At 66.6% G+C, this 23,322-nt stretch carries 19 protein-coding genes, 1 tRNA gene and 1 pseudogene; 12 read left to right on the forward strand and 9 right to left on the reverse strand.

Translation table 11 applies throughout. The annotated features are described in order from the left end of the window. Positions 1-237: 237 nt before the first annotated feature. From cysC to AZL_RS04960, 3 genes are read right to left on the reverse strand one after another with little or no spacing between them, the layout of a single operon-like run. Positions 238-2,106, reverse strand: coding sequence for an adenylyl-sulfate kinase (gene cysC, locus AZL_RS04950; RefSeq protein WP_012973556.1), 1,869 nt, complete (start codon positions 2,104-2,106; stop codon positions 238-240). Position 2,107: 1 nt separating this feature from the next. Next, complete coding sequence (gene cysD / locus AZL_RS04955) at positions 2,108-2,905, reverse strand: sulfate adenylyltransferase subunit CysD (RefSeq protein ID WP_052293631.1); 798 nt, start codon at positions 2,903-2,905, stop codon at positions 2,108-2,110. Further along, entirely contained in the window at positions 2,902-3,609 is a 708-nt protein-coding gene (locus AZL_RS04960; protein ID WP_012973558.1) for a phosphoadenylyl-sulfate reductase, read from the reverse strand. Before AZL_RS04960 ends, cysD begins: the two co-directional genes overlap by 4 nt. Before the next feature lie 264 nt (positions 3,610-3,873). Here AZL_RS04960 and AZL_RS04965 point away from each other — a divergent pair, with 264 nt between their 5' ends. The 4 genes from AZL_RS04965 to AZL_RS04980 all read left to right on the forward strand — a co-directional run bounded on the left by AZL_RS04965 (position 3,874) and on the right by AZL_RS04980 (position 7,111). Further along, on the forward strand, positions 3,874-4,431 hold the full coding sequence (locus AZL_RS04965) for a precorrin-2 dehydrogenase/sirohydrochlorin ferrochelatase family protein (RefSeq protein ID WP_012973559.1): 558 nt from the start codon (positions 3,874-3,876) through the stop codon (positions 4,429-4,431). A 139-nt stretch (positions 4,432-4,570) separates the two neighbouring features. Then, positions 4,571-4,873 carry a DUF2849 domain-containing protein gene (locus AZL_RS04970; RefSeq protein WP_042443533.1) on the forward strand — a complete coding sequence of 101 codons (303 nt, stop codon included), beginning with the start codon at positions 4,571-4,573 and terminating at the stop codon, positions 4,871-4,873. A gap of 278 nt (positions 4,874-5,151) precedes the next feature. Further along, positions 5,152-6,624 (forward strand): nitrite/sulfite reductase, encoded by a 1,473-nt coding sequence (locus AZL_RS04975; protein ID WP_371304229.1) that lies wholly within the window; start codon positions 5,152-5,154, stop codon positions 6,622-6,624. Then, positions 6,611-7,111 (forward strand): DUF934 domain-containing protein, encoded by a 501-nt coding sequence (locus AZL_RS04980; protein WP_012973563.1) that lies wholly within the window; start codon positions 6,611-6,613, stop codon positions 7,109-7,111. The genes AZL_RS04975 and AZL_RS04980 overlap by 14 nt, the downstream gene beginning before the upstream one ends. A gap of 60 nt (positions 7,112-7,171) precedes the next feature. Here AZL_RS04980 and AZL_RS34015 read toward each other — a convergent pair. The 3 genes and pseudogenes from AZL_RS34015 to AZL_RS04985 all read right to left on the reverse strand — a co-directional run. Continuing rightward, positions 7,172-7,435: pseudogene (locus tag AZL_RS34015) on the reverse strand (helix-turn-helix domain-containing protein); the annotation flags it as partial. Beyond that, positions 7,423-7,731, reverse strand: coding sequence for a hypothetical protein (locus AZL_RS35270; RefSeq protein ID WP_148219205.1), 309 nt, complete (start codon positions 7,729-7,731; stop codon positions 7,423-7,425). The pseudogene AZL_RS34015 and the gene AZL_RS35270, both read right to left, overlap by 13 nt. 251 nt (positions 7,732-7,982) lie before the next feature. Next, entirely contained in the window at positions 7,983-8,618 is a 636-nt protein-coding gene (locus AZL_RS04985) for a DUF882 domain-containing protein (protein ID WP_247894280.1), read from the reverse strand. 683 nt (positions 8,619-9,301) lie between these two features. On the opposite strand from AZL_RS04985, the gene AZL_RS04990 reads away from it, so the two are divergent. Continuing rightward, positions 9,302-10,489, forward strand: coding sequence for a pentapeptide repeat-containing protein (locus AZL_RS04990; RefSeq protein ID WP_247894281.1), 1,188 nt, complete (start codon positions 9,302-9,304; stop codon positions 10,487-10,489). A gap of 33 nt (positions 10,490-10,522) precedes the next feature. On the opposite strand, the gene AZL_RS04995 is transcribed toward AZL_RS04990, so the two are convergent. The 3 genes from AZL_RS04995 to AZL_RS05005 all read right to left on the reverse strand — a co-directional run bounded on the left by AZL_RS04995 (position 10,523) and on the right by AZL_RS05005 (position 15,102). Next, the gene (locus AZL_RS04995; RefSeq protein WP_247894282.1) at positions 10,523-12,235 is read right to left on the reverse strand and encodes a sensor histidine kinase; all 1,713 of its coding nucleotides are present in this window, start codon (positions 12,233-12,235) and stop codon (positions 10,523-10,525) included. A 114-nt stretch (positions 12,236-12,349) separates the two neighbouring features. After that, positions 12,350-12,946: a response regulator transcription factor gene (locus AZL_RS05000; protein ID WP_012973567.1), complete on the reverse strand. Its 597-nt coding sequence runs from the start codon at positions 12,944-12,946 to the stop codon at positions 12,350-12,352. Next, entirely contained in the window at positions 12,943-15,102 is a 2,160-nt protein-coding gene (locus tag AZL_RS05005; RefSeq protein ID WP_042442570.1) for a two-component system sensor histidine kinase NtrB, read from the reverse strand. The genes AZL_RS05000 and AZL_RS05005 overlap by 4 nt, the downstream gene beginning before the upstream one ends. Positions 15,103-15,271: 169 nt before the next feature. On the opposite strand from AZL_RS05005, the gene AZL_RS05010 reads away from it, so the two are divergent. The 7 genes from AZL_RS05010 to AZL_RS35275 all read left to right on the forward strand — a co-directional run bounded on the left by AZL_RS05010 (position 15,272) and on the right by AZL_RS35275 (position 23,284). After that, the gene (locus AZL_RS05010; RefSeq protein WP_012973569.1) at positions 15,272-16,294 is read left to right on the forward strand and encodes a TRAP transporter substrate-binding protein; all 1,023 of its coding nucleotides are present in this window, start codon (positions 15,272-15,274) and stop codon (positions 16,292-16,294) included. A 91-nt stretch (positions 16,295-16,385) separates the two neighbouring features. Beyond that, positions 16,386-16,955 (forward strand): TRAP transporter small permease, encoded by a 570-nt coding sequence (locus tag AZL_RS05015; protein WP_012973570.1) that lies wholly within the window; start codon positions 16,386-16,388, stop codon positions 16,953-16,955. Further along, positions 16,952-18,250 (forward strand): TRAP transporter large permease, encoded by a 1,299-nt coding sequence (locus tag AZL_RS05020; RefSeq protein ID WP_012973571.1) that lies wholly within the window; start codon positions 16,952-16,954, stop codon positions 18,248-18,250. Before AZL_RS05015 ends, AZL_RS05020 begins: the two co-directional genes overlap by 4 nt. A gap of 191 nt (positions 18,251-18,441) precedes the next feature. Next, the gene (locus AZL_RS05025) at positions 18,442-20,493 is read left to right on the forward strand and encodes a molybdopterin oxidoreductase family protein (protein ID WP_012973572.1); all 2,052 of its coding nucleotides are present in this window, start codon (positions 18,442-18,444) and stop codon (positions 20,491-20,493) included. A gap of 112 nt (positions 20,494-20,605) precedes the next feature. Next, entirely contained in the window at positions 20,606-22,402 is a 1,797-nt protein-coding gene (recJ, locus tag AZL_RS05030; RefSeq protein WP_042442572.1) for a single-stranded-DNA-specific exonuclease RecJ, read from the forward strand. A gap of 119 nt (positions 22,403-22,521) precedes the next feature. After that, positions 22,522-22,597 (forward strand) — tRNA-Glu (locus AZL_RS05035). Positions 22,598-22,717: 120 nt separating this feature from the next. Beyond that, positions 22,718-23,284 (forward strand): DUF6680 family protein, encoded by a 567-nt coding sequence (locus AZL_RS35275; RefSeq protein WP_148219206.1) that lies wholly within the window; start codon positions 22,718-22,720, stop codon positions 23,282-23,284. Positions 23,285-23,322: the final 38 nt, after the last annotated feature.

Here is a 23,322-nt window from a genome sequence, read left to right on the forward strand (position 1 = left end):
CGGGCATGCCGGGCGGAAATACCTCCTGTTCCGGCCGCGGTGCGGGGAGAATCCAGCCTGAAACCGGGGATCGTCATCATGGAGCGGCGGACATTTGCGCATCCTCTCATGCGTCGGTGTGCCGCAACCGCTCCTTTCCCCCAAAACACCTCTTTTCCCAAAAACACGTCTTTTCCCAAAAACACGTCGGGCGCGGTCTTTCCCCCGCGCCCGACGCCCCACCCCATGAAACCGGCCTCAGATCACATAGGTCAGCTCTTTTCCCGACTTCAGGCTGTTCTTGCCCAAGGTCTCGTCGACATAATCCAGCAGCCGGGCCAGCGCCTCGCCGCGGCTCAGCGCGTCGGTGTCGATCACCAGTTCGGGCTGGTCCGGCGCCTCGTAGGGGGCGGAGATGCCGGTGAACTCGGCGATCTCGCCGGCCCGCGCCTTCTTGTAGAGGCCCTTGGGGTCGCGCTCCTCGCAGGTGGCGAGGTTGGCCGCCACGTGCACCTCGTGGAAGCGCTCGCCGCCGATCACCCGCGCCCGCGCCCGGTCGGCCTTCAGCGGCGAGATCAGCGAGGCGATCACCACCATGCCGGCGTCGGCGAACAGCTTCGCCGTCTCGGCCACCCGGCGGATGTTCTCCGCCCGGTCATCGGCGGAGAAGCCCAGCCCGGCGTTCAGGCCGTTGCGCACATTGTCGCCGTCCAGGACGAAGGTCTGCCAGCCGCGGTCGAACAGCGCGCGTTCCAGCGCCATCGCCAGCGTCGACTTGCCGGCGCCCGACAGGCCGGTCAGCCAGACGATGCCGCCCTTGTGGCCGTTGGCCTGGGCACGCTCCTCCTGCGAGACGGTGTGCGAGACCTCGGTGATGTTGGCCGCAGCACTGTCCTCGATCTCCACCACCAGGCAGCCGCCGACCACGTCGTTGCCGTCGATCAGGGCGCCGCGGCCGGTGCGCGGCAGGTTCGCCGCCAGATCCAGCGCGATCGGCGAGCGGGAGCGCAGGACGACCTCCGCCACCTCGTTGCGGTGGACCGACTTGCCGGGGGTGCTCGACAGATCCTCGACATTGATGACCGCCGTCACCTGCTCCACCGTCACCCGGTGTTCGGCGGTGGCGATCTTCAGGGTATAGGTCTTGCCGATCACCAGCGGGTCCGACACCAGCCAGAACAGCCGGACGCTGAGCCGGTGGGTCAGGGTCGGGGCGTCGGCCTGATGATGGGCGACATGGCCGCGCTCGGCGAAGATGCGCTTGTCCAGCGTGATGCCGATGCTCTGCCCGGCCTGGGCCGACAGCACGGACTCCGGATGGTTCCACGCCTCGATGCTGACCACCTTGGCGCTGGCCCCGGTCGGGGAGAAGTGCAGGGTGTCGCCGACGCGCAGCCGCCCGCTTTCGATGCGGCCGGCCAGGATGCGGCGATCGTCCGGCTTGTAGACGTCCTGCAAGGGGAAGCGCAGCGGCTGGTCGGGCGAGGTCTGTTGCGGTCGGAAGGCGTCGAGCTGCTCGATCACCGTCGGGCCCAGATACCAGTCCGCCTGTTCGCTGCGGCTGACGATGTTGTCGCCGTTGCGGGCCGACACCGGGATCACCGCCTTGGGCTGGAGACCCAGCTCGGCCAGATACTCCTTGATCTCCTGGGCCACGGCTTCATAGCGGCGGCTGGAGAATTCGACCTTGTCCATCTTGTTGACGACGACCGCGACCTGACGCACGCCCAGCAGATGCAGCAGGAAGGCATGGCGGCGCGACTGCTCCAGGGCGCCCTCGTCGGCGTCGATCACCAGCAACGCGGCGTCGGCCTGGGAGGCGCCGGTCACCATGTTCTTCAGGAACTCGGTGTGGCCGGGGGCGTCGATGATGACGTAGGGGCGCTGCTTCGTCTTGAAGTGGATCTGGGTGGTGTCGATGGTGATGCCCTGGTCGCGCTCGGCCTGGAGCGCATCCATGACGAAGGCCCATTCGAAGGGCATGCCGCGCTTGCGGCTCATCTCGCGGACCTGATCGACCTTGCCGTCGGGCAGGCTGCCGGTGTCGTTCAGCAGGCGGCCGATCAGCGTGGACTTGCCATGGTCGACATGGCCGACGATGACAATGCGGAGTTGAGAATGCGGCATCTTACATGTACCCCACGCTGCGCAGGCGCTCGAAGCTGTCTTCGGATTCATTGTCCATCGCCCGGCCGGCGCGTTCCGGAATGCGGGTCACCTGAAGCTCGGCGATGATCTCGTCGATGGTGGACGCGGTGCTGTCGACCGGGAAGGTGATGTTCTTCTCGCCCAGCGAGCGGTAGCGCTTGCCGTCCTTGGCGAAATACAGCGGGACGATGGGAATTCCCTCGCGCTGGGAATAGCGCCAGATGTCCAGCTCGGTCCAGGCCAGCAGCGGGTGGATGCGAACATGGACGCCTTCGGGGAAGCGGGTCTTGTAATGGTCCCAGAATTCCGCCGGCTGGTCCTTGACGTCCCAGTCGCCCTCCAGCGAGCGCGGGGAGAACACGCGCTCCTTGGCGCGGGTCGCCTGCTCGTCGCGGCGGATGCCGACCATGACGCCCTGGTAGGCGTGGTCGCGCAGCAGGTTCTTCAGCCCTTCGGTCTTGCGCGCGGCGGCGCGGGTCAGCGGCGGGAGGGTCTGGTCCATCTCCTCTTCCGGCGGGCAATGCTCCACCTTCAGGTCCAGGTCCCATTCCTTGGCGATGCGGTCGCGGAACTCATAGACCTCCGGCAGTTCCATGTCGGTGTCGAGTTGCACGACGGGGAAGGGGATGCGGCCGAAGAACGCCTTGCGGCAGAGCCAGAGAAGCGCGTTGCTGTCCTTGCCGATCGACCAGAGCATCGCCAGCTTGTCGATGCGGTTGTAGGCTTCACGCAGGATGTAGATGCTCTGGTTTTCGAGCTGGTCGAGATCGGCGCTCATCGGGCGGTTCCAATCATGGTGGTGTGTATGCCGCATTCGGTCTTGGCGCTGCCGGCCCAACGGCCGGAACGCGGGTCGGCGCCGGGCGCCACGCGCTCGGTGCAGGTGTAACAGCCGATCGACAGGAACCCGTCGGCCTCCAGCGGGTGGCGCGGCAGGTCGCGCCGGGTGAACTCCTCCTCCAGACGGTCCTTGTCCCAGTTGGCCAGTGGGTTGACCTTCACGCGGCTGCCCTCCGCCTCGAAGAGCGGCAGGGCGGCGCGGGTCGCGGACTGGAAACGCTTGCGCCCGGTCACCCAGGCCTCGAGCCCGGCGGCGGCGAGCGCGCGGTCCAGCGGCACCGTCTTGCGCAGGTGACAGCAGGCGTCGTAATCGCGCTTGAACAGCAGGCCGTCCTTGTCGCCGGTGGCGAGGTCGTCGGCGGTCGGCCCGATCTCCCGCACGTCGGTCAGGCCCAGCCGTTTCACCAGCTGGTCGCGGTAGCGCAGGGTTTCGCCGAACAGCTTGCCGGTATTCACAAACAGGACCGGGAAATCCGGGGCCGCTTCCGCCGCCAGAGCCAGCAGCACGGCGGATTCGGCGCCGAAGGACGACAGCAGAGCGATGCGTCCGCCGAACACCCCGTGCATGGCGGCCAGCAAGGGCGCGCCTTCCAGCGTGCCGTAGCTGTCGGTCAGGTGCTTCACCCGTGTCGCGGCGTTCATCGTCAGCTGCCTTTCGCGGTGGCCTTTAAATCCTACTAAAAGAGTAGGTTTCTGTTCCGTGTTTGCACATTAACACCACAGGAAAACCCGCGCAACGAAAATACATTCTCTACTTGTTTAATAGGCTTGTGCTGCGCCGCACAGTGTTGTGTGAAATATGTTGATTGTCGTGTGGAGGCTGGGCTAAATACCGGCCATGCACATGATCCCGGTCATAGGCGCTGAAATCCGCCAATCGCCTCCGCCCATTCTGGCGGTGCGGCCATGATTCCGCTGGCGCTCGACCCGGCGCGGGTGGCGATCGCCCTGGCCGGCAATGGCCCGCTCGCGCTGCGCCGCCTGACGCAGCTGCGCGAGGGCGGGGCCGATCCCCAGGTCTTTTCACCGGAACCCGATGGGGAATTGGCCGCACTCGCCGGTGACCGTCTGGTGCGGGCTTTGCCGGACGGCGCCGCCCTCGATGGGATCGGCGTGCTGTACGTCATGGGGCTGGGGCCGGAGACCGAAACGGCGCTGGCGGATCTGGCGCGGCGGCACCGTGTGCTGGTCAATGTCGAGGACGTCATTCCCTTGTGTGATTTCCACTCGCCCTCCGTGGTGAGGCGTGGCGATCTGGTGATGACGATCTCAACCGGCGGCCGCAGCCCGACGCTCGCCAGCCTGCTGCGCCAGCGTCTGGAAAGCCTGTTTCCGGAGGAGTGGGCGGAGCGTCTGCGCCGCATCGCCGAGCTCCGCAACCGCCGCCGGGCGGAGGGGGCGACGATGTCCGAGGTTGCCCGCGAGACCCGCGAGATGATCGACCGGGAGAAGTGGCTGCCATGACGTTCGTCTTCCCATGGACCATATCGATGGCGAATTCACTGCCGGACCGTCACCGGTTCGGGTAAGACACCAAAAGCGTTCGAGAACGACCAGCCAGGAGAGCCAGATGTCGGCCAAGGATCGATCGAAGGAAGGATCGATGAAAGCCATCACCGCCAACCGCCTGCGCGACGGGGAAGTCGTGTTCCTGGGCGAGGGCGGCGTATGGGTCGAGTCCTTCGGCGAGGCCGCGCTGTTCCAGCGCGCCGAGGCCGATGCCGTGCTGGCCGAGGCCAAGGCGAAGGCCGAGCGTGAGCAGTTCGGCGTCGACATCTACGCCTTCGAGGTGGTGGAGCAGGATGGCCTTCCGGTTCCGGCGACGATGCGCGAGCGCATCCGCACCGCCGGCCCGACCGTCCGCCTGGATCTGGGAAAGCAGTCTCTCGGCAAGCAGGCCGCCTGATCACCGATCACCGATCACCGATCGCCGGCCGTCCTGGCGGCCCTTTAGGGTTTATCGACATGAACCACATCGCGCCCGGCGCCCGTGCCGGCATCTATCACTATGACGAGATCGACCGGCAGTTCGTCGCCGAGCGCGTCGAGCAGTTCCGCAAACAGGTCGAGCGCCGCCTGTCGGGCGAGCTGACGGAGGAGGAGTTCAAGCCGGTCCGGCTGATGAACGGCCTCTATCTCCAGCTTCACGCCTACATGCTGCGCATCGCCGTGCCCTATGGCGTGATGTCCGCCACCCAGCTTCGCAAGCTGGCGGCGATCGGGCGCAAGTATGACCGTGGCTACGGACACTTCACCACCCGCCAGAACCTGCAATACAACTGGATCAAGCTGGAGGACACCCCGGCCATCCTGCACGAGCTGGCCGAGGTCGACATGCACGCGTTGCAGACCAGCGGCAACTGCGTGCGCAACGTCACCACCGACCCCTTCGTCGGCGCCGCCAAGGACGAGGTGGTGGACGGCCGCGTCTATGCCGAGATCCTGCGGCAGTGGACGACGATGCATCCCGAATTCACCTATCTGCCGCGCAAGTTCAAGATCGCCATCTCCGGCGCCGAGAGCGACCGCGCGGCGGTGCGCATCCACGACGTCGGCCTGCTGGCGCGCCGCAACGACAAGGGGGAGGCCGGCTTCTCCTTCTATGTCGGCGGCGGTCTCGGCCGCTCGCCCTTCGTCGGCAAGCTGGTGCGCGAATGGGTGGCGCAGGAGGATTTCGTCGCCTATCTGGAAGCCATCCTGCGCGTCTACAACCAGTATGGCCGCCGCGACAACATCTACAAGGCGCGCATCAAGATCCTGGTGCATGAGCTGGGGCTGGAGAAGTTCACCCAGGAGGTCGAGGAGGAGTTCGCGCGGCTGCGCGGCCCGAAATACCGGCTGGATGCCGAGATCGTCGAAGGGGTCCGTCAGCATTTCGCCCCGCCGCCCTTCGAGGAGCTGCCCGACCATTCCGACGCGCTGGAGCGCGCCAAGGCCACCGACCCGGCCTTCGCCAACTGGCTGGCGGTGAATGTCGCGGAGCACAAGGCGCCGGGCTACGCCATCGCCACCATCTCGCTGAAGCCGGCCGGCGGCATCCCCGGCGACGCCACCTGCGACCAGATGGACCTCGTCGCCGATCTGGCCGAGCGCTACAGCTTCGGCGAACTGCGCGTCACCCATGTCCAGAACCTCGTCCTCGCCCATGTGAAGAAGGACGATCTCCACGACCTGTGGAAGCGGCTGGACGCGGCGGAGCTGGGCAGCGCCAACGCCGGGCTGATCGGCGACATCATCGCCTGTCCGGGGCTGGATTACTGCGCGCTGGCCAACGCCCGCTCGATCCCGCTGGCCCAGGCGATCTCCGCCCGCTTCGCCGATCCGGTGCGCCAGCGCGCCATCGGTGAACTGGGCATCAAGATCAGCGGCTGCATCAACGCCTGCGGCCATCACCATGTCGGCGCCATCGGCATCCTCGGTGTCGACAAGAAGGGCACCGAATATTACCAGATCACGGTGGGCGGCGACCCGACGCTGACCACGGCCATCGGCGACATCCTCGGCCCGGCGGTGACCGAGACCGAAGCGGTGGATGCCATCGAGGCCATCGTCGACGTCTATCTCGCCAACCGCCGGGATGAGGGCGAGCGTTTCATCGACACCCTTGCCCGTGTCGGCCATGCCCCGTTCAAGGAGAGAATCTATGCCGCTGATTGAGAATGGGCGCATCGGCGAGGACGCCTGGAGCTTCATCCCCGACGGGGAGCCGGTTCCGAATGATCGCCCGGTGATCATCAGCTTCGAGCGCTGGCAGGCGGAGCGCGACAGCTTCGACGGCCGCAACGCCCGGCTGGGCGTGCGGCTGAAGAGCGGCACGCTGGCGGGCGCCATCGCCGCCGATCTCGACCGCTTCTCCCTGGTGGCGGTGGAGTTCCCGAAGTTCCGTGACGGCCGCGGCTTCTCCACCGCGCGCGAACTGCGGGAGCGCTATGGCTATACCGGCGAGATCCGCGCGGTCGGCCATGTCATCCCCGACCAGTATCTGTATCTGGTCCGTACCGGCTTCAGTTCGGTCGAGGCGCCGGAGGGCACCAATCCGGACAGCTGGGCCAACGCGCTGACCGAAGTGACCATCGCCTTCCAGCCGAGCCTGGACGATACCGCTCCGCTGTCCCTGCTGCGCCGCAAGTTGAAGGTGGGGTAAGCGAACATGGAGTAGGACGGACTCCGCCCGTCGAAGAGGCAAAGAAGGCGCCGCTCTGGCCAGGGCGGCGGCCAGCAGCGGCGGCCGCCCGCTGCGCGCCCGATCCCGCAAGCCTTCCACAGCTTCGGCGTTGTAGCGCCCGATCCGGTCGCGCGGCGTCTGCCGCTCCATACCGGTTCGCCGCGCCGCTGCCTCCCGGCTGACGCCATCCAGCGCCATGGCAATCGCCAGAAGGCGCCGGCAAACTCGCCCATCGCTCTCACCGCGGGCCAAGCGGCGCAGGTCCCCGGAGGCCAGATCGCTACGGATCCTCAGGGCGGCCATGGTTGTACTTCGCTCAATGGTGAATCCATCGACAGGGACTCACCACCGATGCCGAACCGCAAGCCACAGCCGCCACGAGTCAAAAATTTCCGGCTCTGGTATGAGGCGATCGCACTCTTGATGGTTATGAACCAGGAACTCGATACGGTCTCAGCGTTCACGCCGGCAAGCGTGTCGTCTCCGTCTGCTCCATCCATGAAAAGCGCGCTGGCGGCCCCGGTTCCAGTCAACTCGTCGTTTCCTGAACCGCCATAGGCCCGTTCGATACTGCTTGCCGCCAGATCGAGTCGGGTCACAGGGCCCTCGAGATTTGCGAGCAATGGCCGTCGCAATCCAGTCTGGAATCGAGATGCGGGCAGGGCGTTGACCGTATGGAGGAGTTGGGTTGGGGTTATCTCAACCAAGCCCCGGAAATTCTTTGAAGTGGTGCTTGGAGGGGCAAAAAGATTGTGGCGCCGAATCCTGTCTGGATTGGCGCCACATCGCATTGGAAAAAAGCTATTGAGCGGAGTCTATGCCGACCCCGACATGGTCACGCCATGTCCACTCACCAGTGGCGCAGCGGCCCGACATCGACATGGACGAAGTTGCTGTCGGGGTAATAGCCGACGCCGCCGCCGCGCAGGCTCAGCGCCGCGCGCTGAAGCTGGCGGGTGGAGAGGTTCGGCATCCGCAGGTCGATGGCCATGCCGCGCATGTGATAGCTGTTCTGGGCGACGCCGCTGTGATCGGCCTCGCGCAGCAACGCGTTGGTCTCCGGCGAGCGATAGCCCGACACGATCTCGATCGGACCTTTGCGGCCGATCTTGCGGCTCAGCGCATGGACCAGATCCAGCAGCTTCGGGTCGATCTGGTGGACCGAGTTGTTGCGGTGATCGCGCAGCAGATGGTTCACCGCCCGCATGGCGTCGCGGACATATTTGCCCTTGGACCAGTATTCGGCGTTGATCTTCTCGCCGGTGTGCAGATTCACCAGGGACAGCACCCGCGGCGGGGCGCGGAGCGCCGCGGCTTCCGCCTCTTCGCTGGTGAACAGGGTTCCCCCAGCGGAGGTGATCGCCGCCAGGCCCATGCCGGCGCGCAGAAGAGAGCGGCGATCGAGATGACGGCGTTCGGTGGCGTGGCTTTTGCCAACGCTCGGGCGTGCGGCCATGATCGACCGGGCGTCCGCATCCTTCATCATTCTTCCTTCATATCCCGTTTTTCCGCCCCGGCGGCCGGGATCAGAGCCTGACCCCACCGTCCCGGTTACGGCCATCGTCGCGTCCCGGCCAAGGTCGGGGCGCGCTGCGGTGCGTTAATCCGAAAGGTGGGACACTTTTAGGATGCTTGTGGCCTTTTCTGTCAAGAAACCATTGCTTAACCGATGCTGGTTTTTGACGGAGTCGAGGGTTTCCGCCGACCGGCGCCCGGAGCGGATGCGAGCCGAGTCGCGGCTGTTCGCGACTCGTTCGCAGCTGGTTCGATTACAGAACGGTAACAGACGCGACTCGGGGGGAAGCCCCGGATATGGCCCTCGGAAATGGGCGCGGCTTGTTGCCCGCTCCATGACCGGACCTCCGGTTTCCATATCGTTCCCATGGGCATCCGCCGACGGCACCATGACGGCGGCATGGGCATCCACCGAACCGCCTTCCCCGAAAGTGAGTGCGCGAAAGGGTGATTCATTCAGCCTTCGGTAAGGAATGAATCGCATGATTGTAGCGATGTAATCATTTTCATGGCGTCGCCTTCCCCGTGCCAACAGCCGCCACCCCGACCGCTTCTTCCGTATCCTTCTTTCGGCCCGATCAATTGGCCGAGGTGTTGGATCGGCATGCCCGCTGGATCAAAGGCCAGGCCGGTGGCGTTCGTGCGAACCTCGCGATGGCTGATCTGGAGGGGGTCGACCTGTCGCAGTGCGATTTGCGCGGCGCTCGTCTTGTCGGCGCGCGGCTCGCCCGCGGGCGGTTGAGCGGGACCAATCTGGCCGGCGCCGACCTGTTCGGTGTCGATCTGCGCGATGCCGATATCAGCCGCGCCAACCTGATGCAGACCGATCTGCGCGGCGCCCGGCTGCGGTCGGCGGATTTCTCCAACGCCAATCTCAAGGGGGCGGACCTGCGGGCCGGCACACTGGAGCCGGGAGGGGCCGCCCACCGCGGTGCCGGTTCCGATAGCGGTCCCGACGGGCAGGACGACGGCGCCCGGCAGATCCGCAAGGCCGCGCTCGCCCGCCTGCAGAACGGCCTGACGGCCGAAGGGGGCATTCCCACCGACCTGACCGGCGCGGTGCTGCGCGGCGCCAACCTGTCGGACGCCGACCTGTCGGGCGCGGTGCTGCAGAATGCCGACCTGTCGGGCGCGGTGCTGAACGGGGCGGACTTGACCGGCGCCCGGCTGAATGGCGCCAACCTGTCGGGGGCGGCGCTGGACGGCACCCGTTTCGACAGGGCCGACATGGTCGGCACGCGGATGGCCGACTGCGATCTGTCCTCCACCCGGATCGCCACCGCGCAGATGACCCGCCCCATCGACAGCATGGGGTCGGAAATCCAGCGCGCCATCTTCGATCACGAGCGCTGGATCGACAGTTTCGGCCAGCGTGGACAGCGCGCCGACCTCGACGGTGCCGACCTCAGCCGCGCCGATCTGCGCAGCGTCAATCTCAGCGCCGCGTCGCTGCGCGGGGCGAACCTGTCGGCGGCGGCGCTGACCGGCGCGCGGCTGATGATGACCGACCTGTCCGGCGCCAACCTGGAGGGCGCCAACCTGATGGGCGCCGACCTGTCGGGCGCCAACCTCAGCTATGCCGTGCTGACCGGTGCCGACCTGACGCGGGTGCGGCTGGGGCCGGCGGCGATCAAGGACCCGTCGGGCCGTCCCACCGGCCGTTCCTGGGCCGCCAATCTGATGGGCGCCGACATGCGCGGCACCCTGCTGGTCGGCACCTGTCTGGTCCAGGCCAATTTGTCCGACGCCAACCTCGACAGCGCCGATCTCGACGGCGCCGACCTTGCCGGCGCCAAGTTGCAGCGGGCGACGCTTCCCGGACGTCCAACCCGCCGGGGCTAGAAACCCTTCCGTCCATGGGAGGTAATCCGGTGTCTATGGTAGACGGATCGTCACCGTCGTTCCGGCGCCCGGTCGGCTGTCCAGCGTCAGGGTGCCGCCATGGGCCTCGACGAAACGGCGGGCGAGCGGCAGGCCCAATCCGGTTCCGGCCTCCGCCTTGGTCAGATAGTTGTGGACCTGACGGAACGGCTCCATCGCGATCAGCATTTCTTCGGCATTCATGCCGATGCCGCTGTCGCGGACGGTGATGACCGTCCCGCTGCCGTCTGGATCGGCGGTGGCCTCCAGCCGCACGGTGCCGCCGGCCGGGGTGAATTTGATGGCGTTGGACAGGAGATTCAGCACGGCCTGACGCATGCGGACCCCATCAGCCGTGACCAGCAGGCCAGGAGCGATGGCGTCGCCGGTCAGCGTCACCCCCTTGCGCAGAGCCAGCGCCTCCACCAGCCCCAGGCAATCCGTCAGAAAATCGTCCAGCGCGATTCTGGTCGGGAACAGCTCCAGCCGTCCGGCCTCGATCTTCGCCATGTCGAGCAGTTCGTTGACGAGGTCCAGCAAGTGGCGTCCGGACTGGTGGATCGCGGTCAGATATTCGGCATGTTTGGGCGGGGCCGGGCCGAAGATGCCGGACATCAGCACGTCGGCGAAGCCGATGATGGCGTTCAACGGCGTGCGCAGTTCGTGGCTCATGTTGGCGAGGAATTCGCTCTTGGCCTGGTTGGCCGCCTCGGCAAGTTCCTTTTCCGACTGAAGCCGGCGGCGCTGCTCGATCAGCACCGCCTCGCGTGCGCGCCGTACCTCCCCCTCGGCGCTCCGGCGGCGGCCGTAGGCGCGTGATACCAGCAGGGCAAGACCCAGAGTCGCGGCACAGGCTCCGGCGGCACCGCCGACCACCGTCATGCGCTGGGCCGTCAGCCGCTGATGCACCAATGCGACCGGAACGCCCAGCGCCACCGCCCACCCGGTCTCCTGTGACCGGCTGAAGACGGTATAGGCGTCGTCATCATCCTTGGTGCGCGCGGTGAACAATCCACCGGACCGGGTGGTCAATTCCGCTTCCAGCGAGGAGGTGACGCGATGGCCGAGGAAGGAGTCGGCGTCATTGGAGCGCGCGGCGATCAGCATCGTCGGGTCGATGACCGCCACCGTCCATTCCGGCGGGATCCGGCGGGTTTGCATCGCTCCCGCCAGCCCCTCCAGGCTCAGTGCCAGCGAGAGGACATAGCGCACCCGCTCGCTCTGGCTGGCCGGATCGAAGCGGATGATCGGAGCGCGCAGGATCAGCGCCGGTCTTCCCGGCGGGCCGCCCGGTGGCAGGACCCCGCCGATCACCGCCCGGCGGCTCTGGATCACCTGACGGGTGACTTCATCCAGCCGGGGTGGCGGCAGCGGCTGGACGCCCGGCGGATACTGGGTGTGAAAGACGAACCGGTTGCTGTCCGCGTCGATCAGCCCCATCGCCAGCCAACCCGTCTGACTCCGGGCGGCGCTGGTCATCTCGACATAAAGCGTGGCAGGATCGTCGGCGTGGGGCTGAAGCAGGGCGGACAGCAGTTCCAGCGGGCGCAGCTGGCTCGCCAGTTCGCGGTCGATCACCAGCGACAGCGAGCGGGCGACCGATTGCAGGTCCTGCTCCATCTCGGCACGCTCGCGGCTGTCGAGCTGCCAGACCAGGATCGCGCCGAACAGCAGCAGAGGCGCCGTCACGGCAAGACCGATGGCGAGCAGAGAGCTGGGAAACCGCAATCGCAACCTTCGATGCTCCGATCCGCCGATGGAAATCGTCTGGGTGGTGGCGGAAGAGTAGTACACCACCCGGACCGACTCCAGGCGCTTTATCCCTTTCCCGAGGCCTCGTCCTCAGGGCGCTCCGCTCAGCAGCCGTGTCAGCTCCACCGCCGTCTTCACCCGCATCTTCTCGAAGACATGGCTGCGGTGGACCTCCACCGTGCGCATGCTGATGCCGAGTTCATCGGCGATGATCTTGTTCAGGCGGCCGGCGACGACCAGTTCCATCACCTGCCGTTCGCGCTGGGTCAGGGTGGCGAGACGGGCGGCCAGCCCGGCCTGTCCGGCCTCGCGCTCGCGCTGTTCGGCGTCGGCGGCGAGCGCGTCGATCACCCGGTCGACCAGCTCGTTGTCGTTGAAGGGCTTTTCCACGAAGTCGCGGGCTCCCTTCTTCAGGGCGCCGACGGCGATCGGCACGTCGCCATGGCCGGTCAGGAAGATCACCGGCATGCGGCTGCCGCGGGCGAGCAGGCGGTCGAACAGTTCCAGGCCGCTCATCCCCTCCATGCGGATGTCCAGCAACAGACAACCGGCGGTGTCCGGCCGCCACGCCTCCAGGAAGGCCTCGGCGGACGGCCAGCCGGCGACCGGGACATTGCGCGACTGGAACAGCCAGCAGAGAGCGTCGCGAATGGCCTCGTCGTCGTCGACGATATGGAGCGTTGTCATTCGGCGGCCTCGGCGCTGTGGTCGGGGGCATGGACGGGCAGGGTGAACAGGAAGCGCGTCCCGCCGGGAACCGCCTCGGCACCATCGCCGTCCATCGCCGCCTCGAACCACAGCCTGCCGCGGTGATGTTCGACGATGGACCGGCAGATGTTCAATCCCATGCCCATACCCTCGCGCTTGGTGGTGAAGAAGGGGGAAAACAGGCGGTCGGCCACCTCGGGCAGGATGCCGCAGCCATGGTCGCGGATTTCCGTCAGAAGCAGGCCGTCGCACTCTCCGGGGCCGCCTCCCGCCGCGGTGCCGGCGCAGCGGCGGACGGTGACGGTCAGGCGGCGGTCGGCTCTCGGGGTGCGGGCCATCGCCTCGATGCCGTTGCGCATCAGGTTCAGCACAACCTGTTGCAGCAGGATGCGGTCGCCGGTGACCGGCGGCAGGTCGGCCGGCGCGTCCAGCTCCACCCGCACGCCCAGCCGGGCGGCGTCGCTGCCGGCCAGCCCGACGCAATCCTCCAACACCTCGGCCAGCGAGCAGGGGGCGACCTTCGGGTCGCGCTTGCGCACGAAATCATGGATGCGGCGGACCACCAGCCCGGCGCGTCTGGCCTGGGCCGCCAGCTTCTCCAGCGCCGCCGCCACTTCCGTCACCACTTCCTGCGTGTCGCGGCGGTCGGAGCGCAGCCGGTTCAGGCAGCCGGTGCAATAGCTGGCGATGGCCGACAGCGGCTGGTTCAGCTCATGCGCCAGGGTGGAGGCCATCTCGCCCATGGTGATCAGGCGGGAGGTCTGTTGCAGCCGTTCCCGCTGCTGGCGGGCGAGATCCTCGGCGCGCTTGCGTTCGGTGATGTCGAGGACGGATCCCATCCAGCCGGTCTGGCGTCCGTTGGCGTCGATCAGCGGCGCCTCGTAGATCAGGGCGTCGAACCGCTCGCCGTTCGTCCGCTGGAACCGCATCTCCAGCCCGCTTTCCGGCGCCCGGCCGGCAAGAACGTCCTGGAAGGCGGCCTCGGCCTGGTCGATCTCCTCCGGCAGCCAATAGGGCATCGGCGGGCCGCGCCCGACGAGATCGTCGGCCTCCAGCCCGACCATGCGGCAGAAGGCCGGGTTCACATAGGTGATCCGTCCCTCCAGGTCGCGGGCGCGCATCCCCACGGTCAGGCTGTCCTCCATCGCCTTGCGGAAGGCGTGCTCCTCGCGCAGGGCCTCCTCGGCACGCAGGCGGCCGGCGATGTGGCGGCGCAACGACCACAGGCTCCATAGCGCCGATCCGGTCAGCGCGAAGATCGCCGCGACCAGCACGGTGCGGGTGACGTTGGACTCGCTGGGATAAGCGGTGACGACCAGCGCCAGACCATGGCCGGGCGGGTCGAAGGGGATGACGTGGCTGCGCGCCGGGTCGGGTGCCGGCCCCGTTCCAGGCCCGGTTCCAGGCCCTGCTTCAGGCCCGGACCCGGAGCCCGATGCCGCCACGGGCACCGCCATGCGCGATTTCGAACCGAGAACCATTCCCGTCGCGTCGACGACTTCAAGTTGATAGCGTTGGGCGAACCACCAGGGAACATGGTGGGTCAACATCGCCTCGAACGAGAAGACGCCGACCAGCGTGCCGGCGAAGGCGCCATCGCGGAACAGCGGAAAGGCGGCGTCGAAGCCGCGGTCGGTGGCATCGATCCGGTAAGGGGCGCCATAGGCCCGCAGGCCGGAGATGCGGGCCATCCGCATCGCGTCGTCGCGCGACGGGACGCCTGGCTTGTTTTCGTCCGGCGCGCCGCTGGCCGGAAGCGGCGGTTCCGCCAGCAGGGGACGTCCCCCGGCATCCAGCCAGACCACCCGTTCGATCGCCGGGTTGGTGTTCACCACCAGCCGGGCCATCGCGGCGAACTGCCGCATGTCCGTGTCCGTCCTGCCCAGCGTCTCGGCCAGCCTTTCCAGTTTATCCTCGTCGGAGGCGAGCTGGAAATGCAGGTTCTGCTCGATCCACAGCGCGTCCTTGATCAGCGCCAGCGCCTCCTCGTCGCGTTCGTTACGCTGAAGCAGCCAGAGGAAGGCGCCAAGCAGCACCACGACCAGCAGCATCGCCACCACCGGCATGGCATGCGGCACCGCCCGCCCGATGCGGGCGGCGGAGGGGAGGGCCGGGGAGGGGCGTGGGATCGGCATCGGCACGAAAGCGTGGTGGGAAGGATGATGGAGCGATGTGAAAGTGGAATAAGCCGACTTTGCGGATATCCACAATAGCGGCAATTCGCCCGATCATGAAGAATAGGAAACAAGTTCGAGACCAAACATTCCGTAAAACCGATAAATGACACCAGAGGGGGACGCACCTATGAAACTCGTGAAGCTCCTGTGCGCGGCGGCGGTCGGCTGCGTGATGTCGGCGCCGATGGCCCTGTCCACGGCCTGGGCCCAGGACCAGATCGTCATCAAGTTCAGCCATGTCGTGGCTCCGGAGACGCCGAAGGGCAAGGGTGCCGAGAAGTTCAAGGAGCTTGCGGAAAGGCTGACCGCCGGCAAGGTCAAGGTCGAGGTCTATCCCAACAGCCAGCTCTACAAGGACAAGGAGGAGCTTGAGGCTCTCCAGCTGGGTGCGGTTCAGATGCTGGCTCCGTCGCTGGCCAAGTTCGGCCCGCTGGGGGCCAAGGAATTCGAGGTCTTCGACCTGCCCTACATCTTCCCCAGCAAGGAGGTGCTCCAGCGCGTCACCAAGGGCGAGATCGGCAAGAGCCTGTTCAGGAAGCTGGAGTCCAAGGGCATCGTCGGGCTGGCCTATTGGGACAACGGCTTCAAGATCATGAGCGCCAACAAGCCGCTCATCAAGCCGGAGGACGTGAAGGGCCTGAAGATGCGCATCCAGTCGTCCAAGGTGCTGGATGCCCAGATGCGGGCGTTGGGCGCCCTGCCGCAGGTGATGGCCTTCTCCGAGGTGTATCAGGCGTTGCAGACCGGCGTCGTCGACGGTACGGAGAACCCGCCGTCCAACATGTACACCCAGAAGATGCATGAGGTGCAGAAGAACGCCACGCTGACCGACCATGGCTATCTCGGCTATGCGGTGATCGTGAACAAGAAGTTCTGGGAGGGTCTGCCGGCCGACGTGCGCGGCAAGCTGGAAGAGGCGATGAAGGAGGCGACCGACTATGCCAACGACATCGCCCAGAACGAGAACGACGTGGCGCTGGCCCAGATGAAGGCGTCGGGCAAGACCGAGTTCCACAGCCAGACCAAGGAAGAGCGCGAGGCCTGGATCAAGGCGCTGAAGCCGGTCCACAAGGATGCCGAAGCGCGCGTCGGCAAGGATCTGATCGAGGCGATCTATAAGGAATCGGCGGCGGCCGGCTTCAAGATGTGATGTGAGGCTCCCTCCCCTCCGTCTCCCCCCGGGGAGAGGGAGGGGGGTGTCAGGTCACCGACCATCTCCGCCGACCGGGAGAGTCCCCGACATGTTCATGAAGATACTCGACCGCCTCGAGGAGACGCTGATCGCGTCGCTCATGGCGGGGGCGACGCTCGTCATCTTCGCGTCCGTCGTCCATCGCTATTTCTCCGGCGTCCCCTACATCCAGGATTATGTGCTGCACTGGAACTTCGCCTGGGCGCAGGAACTGTGCATCTACATGTTCGTGTGGATGGCCAAGTTCGGTGCCGCCTATGGCGTGCGCACCGGCATCCATGTCGGCGTCGACGTCATCATCAACCGGATGGAGCCGAACCTGCGCGGCAAGTTCGTGCTGTTCGGGCTGGGCGCCGGCGCGCTGTTCACCTTCATCGTCGGCTCGCTCGGCGCCCGCTTCGTCTACCACATCTCCGAGACCGAGCAGGTGTCGGCCGATCTGGAATGGCCGATGTGGATCATCTATCTGGCGGTACCGCTCGGCTCCTACCTGATGTGCTTCCGCTTCCTCCAGGTCGCCTGGGCCTTCGTCCGCACCGGCGAGTTGCCCCATCACGACCATGCCCAGGTCGACGGCATCGATCCGGTCGAAGCCGCCAAGGAAGGAGGTCCGGCATGAACGCTGCCATCATCTTCGGGCTTTTGCTGGCCCTCATGCTCACCGGCATGCCGATCTCCATCTCGCTCGGCCTGACGGTGCTCTCCTTCCTGTTCTTCATGACCGACGTGCCGATCGACGCGGTGGCGTTGAAGCTGTTCACCGGCATCGAGAAGTTCGAGATCATGGCGATCCCGTTCTTCATCCTGGCCGGCAATTTCCTGACCCATGGCGGCGTCGCCCGCCGCATGATCAACTTCGCCACCTCGATGGTCGGCCACTGGTATGGCGGGCTGGGTCTGGCCGGCGTGATGGCCTGCGCGCTGTTCGCCGCGGTGTCGGGCTCCAGCCCGGCGACGGTCGTCGCCATCGGCTCGATCATCCTGCCGGCGATGGTGGCGCAGGGCTTCCCGAAGAATTTCGGCGCCGGCATCATCACCACCTCGGGCGCGCTCGGCATCCTGATCCCGCCGTCGATCGTCATGGTGATGTATTGCGTCGCCACCACCGGCCACCCGCAGGCCGCCTCCATCGGCCAGATGTTCATCGCCGGCGTGGTGCCGGGCATCCTGCTGGCCTGCTTCCTCGGTTTCACCACCTGGTTCCGCGCCCGCAAGTTCGGCTATCCGCGCCTGCCCAAGGCCAGCTTCGCTCAGCGCATGCATGCCCTGCGCGAGAGCTTCTGGGGCCTGCTGCTGATCATCGTGGTGATGGGCGGCATCTACAGCGGCATCTTCACCCCGACCGAGGCGGCGGCGATGGCCGCGGTCTACGCCTTTGTCGTCGCCGTCTTCATCTACAAGGACATGCCGCTCAGCCGCGTGCCGAAGGTGCTGCTGGACAGCGCCAGCATGTCGGCGATGCTGCTCTACATCATCACCAACGCGGTGCTCTTCTCCTTCCTGATGACGTCGGAGCAGATCCCGCAGAACATGGCGGCCTGGATCCTCGACCAGAACATGGGCGTCTGGGTCTTCCTGCTGGTGGTGAACATCATCCTGCTGGCCGCCGGCAATTTCATGGAGCCGTCCTCCATCGTCCTGATCATGGCGCCGATCCTGTTCCCGGTCGCCATGAAGCTGGGCATCGACCCGGTGCATTTCGGCATCCTGATCATCGTCAACATGGAGGTCGGCATGTGCCACCCGCCGGTGGGCCTGAACCTCTATGTCGCCTCGGGCATCACCAAGATGGGCATCACCGAGCTGACGGTGGCGGTGTGGCCGTGGCTGCTGACGATGCTGATCTTCCTCGGTCTCATCACCTATGTGCCGGCGATCACCCTGTGGTTCCCGCGCATGCTGGGCTTCATGTAAAGGCGCAAGCATAGCGGGGATATTCGCCCGGCCGGCGGCGGGGCCGCGAAGTCCGGACCTGGGACTTCGCGGCCCTTCTGCTTGCTGGAGCCTTCAATATTGTACCCATACATTGTTGTGCATTGATGCGGGTGCGCGGCAGGGCCTAGAGTTGGCGCATTCCCCGCCGCCAGCCAGACCAGAGGTTAGCCTTGTCGGCCCAGTTCCTCCCCACCGCCTGTCCGCATGATTGTCCCAGCACCTGCGCCCTGGAGGTCGAGCGTCTCGCCCCCGACCGCATCGGCAAGGTGCGCGGTGCCGCCGAGAACAGCTATACCGCCGGCGTCATCTGCGCGAAGGTCAGCCGCTATGCCGAACGGGCGCATTCGCCGGACCGGCTGAAGACCCCGCTGCTGCGCAACGGCCCCAAGGGCTCCGGCCAGTGGAAGCCGATCGGCTGGGACGAGGCGCTGGACCGCATCGCCGACGCCTTCCTGACCGCCGAGCGGACCTATGGCCCGGAAGCGGTCTGGCCCTATTTCTACGCCGGCACCATGGGGCTGGTGCAGCGCGGCGGCATCCAGCGCCTGCGCCACGCCAAGGGCTATTCGCGCCAGACCAGCACGGTGTGCGACACGCCGGCCAACATGGGCTGGCTCGCCGGCTATGGCGACATCCGCGGCGCCGATCCGCGCGAGATGGCGGAGAGCGACCTGATCGTCAATTGGGGCGGCAACCCGGTGGCGACCCAGGTCAACGTGATGACCCATGTCAGCCGCGCCCGCAAGGGCCGCGGCGCCAAGCTGGTCACCATCGATCCCTACCGCACCGGCACGGCCGAGGTCTCCGACCTGCATCTGATGCTGCGGCCGGGCACCGACGGGGCGCTGGCCTGCGCGGTGATGCATGTGCTGTTCCGCGACGGTCACGCCGACCGCGCCTATCTGGACCGGCTGGCCGGCGACACCACGGCGCTGGAGGCCCATCTCGCCAGCCGCACGCCGGAATGGGCGGCATCCATCACCGGCCTGGGCGTGGCGGAGATCGAGGAATTCGCCCGTCTCTACGGCACGACCAAGCGCAGCTACCTGCGGGTCGGCTACGGCCTGTCGCGCGCCCACAATGGCGCGGCGCAGGTTCATGCCGTATCCTGCCTGCCGGTGGTCACCGGGGCGTGGCAGCACAGGGGTGGCGGCGCGCTCTATTGCTCGTCCGGCATCTACAAGCTGGACAAGACCCTGTCGGAAGGGCTGGACCGGCTCGACACCGGCGTGCGCAGCTTCGACCAGTCGCGCATCGGCGCGGTGCTGACCGGCGACCCGCGCGACCTGACCAGCGGCCCGCCGGTGACGGCGATGCTGATCCAGAACACCAACCCGGTGACGATCTGCCCGGATTCGACCCGGGTCCGCCAGGGCTTCCTGCGCGAGGATCTGTTCGTCGCGGTGCATGAGCAGTTCATGACCGACACCGCCAAGCTCGCCGATCTGGTGATCCCCGCCACCACCTTCCTGGAGCATGACGACATCTACCGTGGCGGCGGCCAGATGCACATCCTGATCGGCCGCAAGGTGATCGAGCCGCAGCATGAGGCGCGCGAGAACCATTGGGTGATCAGCGAACTCGCCCGCCGCGTCGGCGCCGAGCATCCGGGATTCGGCATGACCGCGCTGGAGATCATCGACGCCATGTTGAAGGCGTCCAACCTGGGCGACGCGGCGACGCTGACCGAACGGCGCTGGATCGACGCCCAGCCGGATTTCGAGACCTCGCATTTCCTCAACGGCTTCGCCCATCCCGACAACAAGTTCCGCTTCGCCCCCGACTGGGCGGCGCTCGGCCCCTATGGCGGCATGCCGGCGATGCCCGACCATATGCCGCCCGGCCGCGACGCCGACGCCGATCATCCGTTCCGCCTCGTCACCGCGCCGGCCCGCCAGTTCCTCAACACCTCCTTCACCGAGACGCTGACCGCCCAGCGCCGGGAAGGCCGTCCCACCGCGCTGATCCATCCGGACGACGCGACCGGGCTGGGTCTGGCCGACGGCGACGCGGTGCGGCTGGGCAATCCGCAGGGCAGTGTCGTGGTCCATGCCAAGCCCTTCGCCGGGGTGCCGCGCGGCGTGGTGATCGTCGAGGGCATCTGGCCGAACGGCGCCTTCGTCGAGGGCATGGGCATCAACAGCCTGACCTCGCCCGAGCCGGTGCCGCCGGCCGGTGGGGCGGCGTTCCATGACACGGCGGTGTGGATGCGGGCGGCGTAAGTACGGCGGCGGGTGGGTTGGATCGCCACCCCACCCCCGGCCACGCCCATAGTGCCGCGTGCGTATGTCTGCTATGGCTGTGCCCCCGTCCCCGATACCGCGCAGCACCGCCATGACCGAGCCAGCCGCCTTCCTCAACGTCGCCAACTCCCTGTCCGGCAAGCGCTGGCAGGCGCGGCCCTGCGACGAGCGGCAGGCGCAGGCGCTGACCCAGGGGCGCGGGCTGCCGGAGATCGTCGGCCGGGTGCTGGCCGCGCGCGGCGTGACCGAGGAGAGTTGCGAGACCTTTCTCAACCCGACGCTGAAGGCTCTGCTGCCCGACCCCTCGCGCTTCCGTGACATGGACCCGGCGGCGGAGCGCATCGCGCGGGCCATCCGTGACGGCGAGCCGGTGGCCGTCTTCGGCGACTATGACGTCGACGGCGCCACCTCCGCCGCGCTGCTGCGCCGGTTCTTCCGTGCGCTTGGCGCCGATATCCGCGTCTATGTCCCCGACCGCATCAAGGAGGGCTACGGCCCGAACGCGGCGGCGTTGCTGCGGCTGAAGGGGGAGGGGGTGCGGCTGGTGGTGACGGTCGATTGCGGCATCTCCGCCTTCGCCGCGCTGGAAGCCGCCGCCGAGGCCGAGCTGGAGGTGGTGGTGCTCGACCACCATGCCGCCGAGCCGCGCCTGCCGCCGGCCGTCGCCCTGGTCAACCCCAACCGGCTGGACGAGGACGGCGCCTATCGCACCCTTTGCGCGGCTGGCGTCACCTTCATCACCATCGTCGCCGTCAACCGCGCGCTGCGGACATCCGGCTTCTACCGTGATCGGGCGGAACCCAACCTGATGGAGTGGCTCGACCTCGTGGCGCTCGGCACGGTGTGCGACGTGGTGCCGCTGACCGGGCTGAACCGGGCGTTGGTGGCGCAGGGGCTGAAGGTGATGGCGCGGCGCGCCAACCCCGGCCTTGCCGCCCTGTCCGACGTCGCGGGGGTGAAGGAGAAGCCCGACGCCTATCATGCCGGCTATGTCCTCGGTCCCCGCGTCAATGCCGGCGGCCGGGTGGGAGCGTCCGATCTCGGCGCCCGCCTGCTCTCCACCGATGATCCGGTCGAGGCGATGGAACTGGCCCAGCGGCTGGAAGGCCACAATGCCGAACGCCGCGCCGTCGAACAGGCGGTTCTGGACGAGGCGCTGGAGCGCGTCGCCACCGAGGCCGGGCGCGAGACCGATCTGGTCTTCGTCACCGGCGCCGGCTGGCATCCCGGCGTCATCGGCATCGTCGCCGCCCGGTTGAAGGAGCGCTACAGCCGCCCGGCCTGCGTCGTCGCCCTGGAGGAAACCGCCGACGGCACACTCATCGGCAAGGCGTCGGGCCGCTCGGTGCGCGGCGTCGATCTGGGGGCCGCGGTGATCGCCGCCCGTCAGGAGGGATTGCTGCTGGCCGGCGGCGGCCACCGTATGGCGGCGGGCTTCACCGTGGCCGGCGACAAAATCGACGCGCTGCGCGACTTCCTGCACGGCCGCATCTCCGAACAGGTGGCCGCCGCCCCGCTGGTGCCGATGCTGGAGTTGGACGGCGCGCTGTCGGTCGGCGGCGCCAGCGTCGGTCTGGTGACCATGCTCGACAAGCTCGGCCCCTATGGCACCGGCAATTCGGAGCCGCGCTTCGCCATCGCCGACGCCCGCGTCGTCCGTGCCGACGTGGTCGGTGCCAACCATGTCCGCTGCATCCTGCAAGGCAACGATGGGGCCCGGCTGAAGGCCATCGCCTTCCGCGCGCTCGACAGCGACATGGGGCAGGCGCTGCTGACCGGCCGCGGCACGCCCTTCCACCTCGCCGGCGTGCTGCGGATCGACCGCTGGAACGGGTCCGAGGGCGTCCAACTGCTGATCGACGATGCGGCTCCGGCGCGGTCGGTGTGAGGCTTCCAAGGGGGCGGTGGGCCATCGGGTGGGGCGGGGCGCAAAAAGTATCGGGGCATGCGAAAAAGCGCTTGCGCTTCGCGGCGTCGATCTTTAGAAAGCGCGTCACCGCGAACGACGTCCCCGTCGTCTAGAGGCCTAGGACACCGCCCTTTCACGGCGGCGACACGGGTTCGACTCCCGTCGGGGACGCCACTTCGCGGTTTTTTCTTTTTTGCGCCGCTTCCAGGGTTTCGGTAAAGCGAGCGCCTTTTTGTGTTTAGTAATTGCGGTCCGGCGTCTATCTCCCTAAGTTTAAGGGAGATAAGATTACGCATGGTGCCTGCTATGGAACCCGATAAACAGGAATTTCTAGCGTGGGCAACGGTCTTCGCGACTTTTGTCGGTCCTATTGTCGCAGTATTTGCGACCAGGGTGATTGACCGGCTCCGCGAAAAGAGAGATGCAAAGCTCAATGTATTTCGTGCGCTGATGAGGAATCGTCGGCTGTCCTTGTCTCAGGATTTTGTTTCCGCATTAAATTCTGTCGAAGTTGAGTTTTACGGGGATAAGAGCGTTATTAGCGCTCTAGAGGAATTAAGCCAACATTATAACAAAAACATACAACTTGAGCCCCAAAGATGGGAGCAAGAGAGGCAATATAAGCTTGCTAAGCTGCTTAGGGTGATGGGCAGAAGCTTGGGTATTGAAATTGAGCAGCTCGATATTCTGTCCGGTGGGTATGCACCACAGGGATGGGATGAGACAGAAACGCAGCAGAAAATTGCGCGAGCGCTTCTAATTGAGGTTTTGAGTGGCCATAAGCCAATCAACGTAACCCTGACGCCTATATTGCAGCAGCAGGAACAATCGGCACCCAGAAACGATGAAGGAAAAGTCTGAGATCAGGGTAATATTTAATCCACGTTCTGTTGAGTGTT

The organism is Azospirillum sp. B510 (genome assembly GCF_000010725.1).
Taxonomy (GTDB): domain Bacteria; phylum Pseudomonadota; class Alphaproteobacteria; order Azospirillales; family Azospirillaceae; genus Azospirillum; species Azospirillum lipoferum_B.

Excerpts from the sequence above, each read along its gene's own strand:
- cysC (WP_012973556.1), bottom strand. The coding sequence starts at position 2,106 with ATGCCGCATTCTCAACTCCGCATTGTCATCGTCGGCCATGTCGACCAT.
- cysD (WP_052293631.1), bottom strand. The coding sequence starts at position 2,905 with ATGAGCGCCGATCTCGACCAGCTCGAAAACCAGAGCATCTACATCCTG.
- AZL_RS04960 (WP_012973558.1), bottom strand. The coding sequence starts at position 3,609 with ATGAACGCCGCGACACGGGTGAAGCACCTGACCGACAGCTACGGCACG.
- AZL_RS04965 (WP_012973559.1), top strand. The coding sequence starts at position 3,874 with ATGATTCCGCTGGCGCTCGACCCGGCGCGGGTGGCGATCGCCCTGGCC.
- AZL_RS04970 (WP_042443533.1), top strand. The coding sequence starts at position 4,571 with ATGAAAGCCATCACCGCCAACCGCCTGCGCGACGGGGAAGTCGTGTTC.
- AZL_RS04975 (WP_371304229.1), top strand. The coding sequence starts at position 5,152 with ATGTCCGCCACCCAGCTTCGCAAGCTGGCGGCGATCGGGCGCAAGTAT.
- AZL_RS04980 (WP_012973563.1), top strand. The coding sequence starts at position 6,611 with ATGCCGCTGATTGAGAATGGGCGCATCGGCGAGGACGCCTGGAGCTTC.
- AZL_RS04985 (WP_247894280.1), bottom strand. The coding sequence starts at position 8,618 with ATGATGAAGGATGCGGACGCCCGGTCGATCATGGCCGCACGCCCGAGC.
- AZL_RS04990 (WP_247894281.1), top strand. The coding sequence starts at position 9,302 with ATGGCTGATCTGGAGGGGGTCGACCTGTCGCAGTGCGATTTGCGCGGC.
- AZL_RS05000 (WP_012973567.1), bottom strand. The coding sequence starts at position 12,946 with ATGACAACGCTCCATATCGTCGACGACGACGAGGCCATTCGCGACGCT.
- AZL_RS05005 (WP_042442570.1), bottom strand. The coding sequence starts at position 15,102 with ATGCCGATCCCACGCCCCTCCCCGGCCCTCCCCTCCGCCGCCCGCATC.
- AZL_RS05010 (WP_012973569.1), top strand. The coding sequence starts at position 15,272 with ATGAAACTCGTGAAGCTCCTGTGCGCGGCGGCGGTCGGCTGCGTGATG.
- AZL_RS05015 (WP_012973570.1), top strand. The coding sequence starts at position 16,386 with ATGTTCATGAAGATACTCGACCGCCTCGAGGAGACGCTGATCGCGTCG.
- AZL_RS05020 (WP_012973571.1), top strand. The coding sequence starts at position 16,952 with ATGAACGCTGCCATCATCTTCGGGCTTTTGCTGGCCCTCATGCTCACC.
- recJ (WP_042442572.1), top strand. The coding sequence starts at position 20,606 with ATGACCGAGCCAGCCGCCTTCCTCAACGTCGCCAACTCCCTGTCCGGC.
- AZL_RS35275 (WP_148219206.1), top strand. The coding sequence starts at position 22,718 with ATGGTGCCTGCTATGGAACCCGATAAACAGGAATTTCTAGCGTGGGCA.